General features: G+C 67.1%; 3 protein-coding genes. 1 reads left to right on the top strand and 2 read right to left on the bottom strand.

Annotation, left to right across the window (positions count from 1 at the left end):
• Positions 1-1,430, bottom strand: a 1,430-nt coding sequence (locus FCI23_RS54975; RefSeq protein WP_136731664.1) for an ABC transporter permease, incomplete at its 3' end; no start/stop codon positions are given.
• A complete protein-coding gene (locus tag FCI23_RS54980) occupies positions 1,427-2,530 on the bottom strand; it encodes an ABC transporter substrate-binding protein (protein WP_169317481.1) in 1,104 nt (367 codons plus the stop codon). The genes FCI23_RS54980 and FCI23_RS54975, both read right to left, overlap by 4 nt.
• Positions 2,531-2,663: 133 nt before the next feature.
• On the opposite strand from FCI23_RS54980, the gene FCI23_RS54985 reads away from it, so the two are divergent.
• Positions 2,664-3,112 (top strand): GntR family transcriptional regulator (locus FCI23_RS54985; protein ID WP_211265906.1); only part of this gene is annotated, 449 nt, incomplete at its 3' end.

Below are 3,112 nucleotides of genomic sequence, written 5' to 3' on the forward strand. Positions count from 1 at the left end.
AGAGACCGCCCGGCCTGGGCCAACGGGCCGTGCAGCATCCGGACGGCGAGGGGGGAGAATCCGACGACATAGCCGACGAGCAGCAGCCATTGCGTGTTGTAGACCGGCAGGGCGTTGTAGACCGCCGGCAGGTTGTAGAAGAACACGAACCCCGCCGCGAGGACGATAGAGGGAAGCCCGATCACCGCCACCAAGCCGATGTCGATCAGCGCCGCGGCGCGAGCCCTGCCCCGGTACTGGTTCCACAGATTGATGACGAGCCCGACGGCCACCGCCAACGTCGCCCCCGCGAGGCCGAGTTGAAGGGACAGCCACACGGGACTGAGCAGGCCTGGGGTGTCGAACAGCGCCCTGTAGGCCGCAAAGGTGAGCCCCGATGAGTTGGCGGCTGCGACGGCTCCGCCCGACGACGCCGTTCCGCCGAGCAGCGAGGACCCGACGATGCCGAGGACAGGTCCGATCAGTGCGACCGTGAAGAACGCACCCGTGGCGAGTGCCGCGACCTGCCGTCCCCGCGCCGACACGGTCCGCCCCGACGACGAGCTGGAGCTGCCGACTCGTGCGGAGAAGTTCCGGTTGCCGAGGATGTACCGCTGCAACACCAGCACCGCGGCGAATACCCCTATCAAGCTCCACGAGATCGCTGCGGCCGCGGGGAAGTCGATCGGGATGGCGGCGGTGAACGTGAAGATCGTGTAGGTGATGACGGGGAAGTGAGCGTCGGCGGCCAGCGTGGAGGCGACACCGAAGTCACTCACGGCCTCGGCGAACACCAGCACGAAGGCGGCCAGCAGCGCCGGCGTGAGGCTGCCCACCTGAACCATCACGGTCCGCCAACGCGGCAGCCCGTGCACCCGCGCCGCGTCCGCGAGGTCGCTCCCCATGGAGCGCACGACGTCGGCAACGGCGAAATAGGCAAAGGCGACGCCTCGCAGGCTCAGCACGAGCACCACCCCGGCAGGGCCCACGAACAGATGGTCCAAAGTGGCCGGGTACCAGCCCGTCGCCTCAGCGATGACACCCCGGGGCGCGAGAAGGTATTCGATGCCGAGCGCGGAGAGGTAGGTCGGCAGGAGGAGCAGCAGCCACACTCCCAGCCGCCACACCCCCGCACCGGCGATCCGGACCCGCTCGCACAGCCAGGCAAGCCCGACGGCGATCACCAGTGCGGCCGCACTCGCGGCCAACCCGACCCACATCGAGTTCACGAGAGCCGTGAGCACATAGCCCTGGTAGGCGGTGCGGAACGGAGCGAAGCCGATGCCTCCCGTGCCCTGCCCGAAGGCGGAGGGAATGAAGGGCAGGAGCAGGAAGCAGGCCGTCGGGACCAGCAGCAGCGCGATCAGCAACACATACGGACTGGAGGCGATAAGGCGCCAGACCTGCCGGCCTCCGGGGAGGGACCGACGTGCCTTCAACCGGCGGATCACCGGGCGATGGTGGAGGTGAACCACTGGTTGATCGCGTTCTCCTGGGATCCCCAGGTGTAGGCGTCGAGAATCTTGGTCGGAATCGCCGCCGGTGACGGGACCTCGGGCCGGGGTGCCACTCCATTGAGGACAGGCCAGTACAACGAGTCGCCGTGGGGATCGCCGGCCTGCATCGCCTTCTGTCCCGCGGGGCTCAGCACGAACTGGACGAACTGCTTCGCTTCGGCCTGGACGGCCGCCGATGCCTTGGCGTTGATACCGAGGACGCTGGGCACCGGTGTGACGGACTGCGGGTAGGAGACCTTCATACTGGCCTGCGTCTGGCCGACCCCCATCCCGTAACTGCTCTGAGCGACCGCCACGTCGATGGTGCCCTGCTTGATGGCGTTGAGTTCGTCGTCGGGCGCGGCGTACACCTTGGCGCCATTTTTCACCAGCGCGGACACGTAGGCTTCCATCTGGGGGACACCGCCGAACTGGGCGGCCCATCCAGCCATCAGCGGGTATGCGGGCCCGTCGATCGCGGGGTTCAGGATTCCGAGCTTGCCTCGGTACGAAGGGCCGAGCAGGTCCTTCCAGGACTTCGGCGGGTTCGGCATCACGGCGCTGTTGTAGAGGGTCGTGGCCGCGATGGTGTAGCCGGTCGGGATGTAGCTCTGGTCCTTGGGCACGAACTGAAGACCTCGTGAGTTCCACGACACCTTGGGCTCCCAGCCCTTGAGAAGAAGCCCTTGCTGGTCGAACGAGGCCATCGCCATATCACCGTCGAACCAACTCACCCCCCACTGAGGGTTGTTCTTCTCCTGCTCGATCTTTGACACGACGATCCCGGTGTGGGCGTCGTAGACCGACGTCGGTATTCCCGTCGCCTGCTGGAAGGCCTTCGCCACCGTGGTGTCGTAGCCCTCCGCGCCATACACGACGAGAGGAACCTTGCTGGTACCCGACGCACTCCCGGTGGATGCGGACGAGCCGCACGCGTTGGCAAGCAGGGCCAGCGCGACGACGGCAATCGGAGTAGCCCACCGGATCCGGTAGGGCATCCTCGGGGCGGCGGGATCGAGCACGGCGTCCCCCTGCTTCTCACGGACACGGAGCATGGATCTTCCTTTCGCACGTGGCTCACCACAGGAGTTAGCCTGGTTACATGTATACACATCTGGAAGTCCGGTCCAGGAGACGACAGAATGAACAACCTGAGGGCGAGCGTTGAACTTCGTGGAGGGGATATCCGTGAGTGACTCCATCGTGAACCGGCCGCCAAGCGCGGTACTCGGGCCGGTCCACCCCATACGCCGAGTCGCCGGGATGGCGGTGTGGCAGCAACTCCGTGCCGATATCTTCGGCCGTATCGAGGGCGGCGCACTGTCCCCGGGGGACGCCCTGCCGTCGGAGACGGCTCTGGCTGAGGCGTACAAGGTCAACCGGTTGACCGTTCGACGAGCACTCGCCGACCTGGCCCGTGCCGGTGTCGTCCGAACCGAGCACGGCGTCGGGAGTTTCGTGGCGTCCCAGCCACTGCGCCACCGCATCGACGACGGACAGGCCAGCCTCCTGGAGTCCATGGCGAGGGGCGGCCACGCGGTACGGCAGACGGTCCTCGACGCCCGCCGGGTCGACCCCGCGACCGCCGAAGCGCCTCCTCCGGACCCGTCAAACGGCCGACCATCCTTGGCGCGATC

Source organism: Actinacidiphila oryziradicis (assembly GCF_005047355.1).
In the GTDB taxonomy this organism is placed as follows: domain Bacteria; phylum Actinomycetota; class Actinomycetes; order Streptomycetales; family Streptomycetaceae; genus Actinacidiphila; species Actinacidiphila oryziradicis.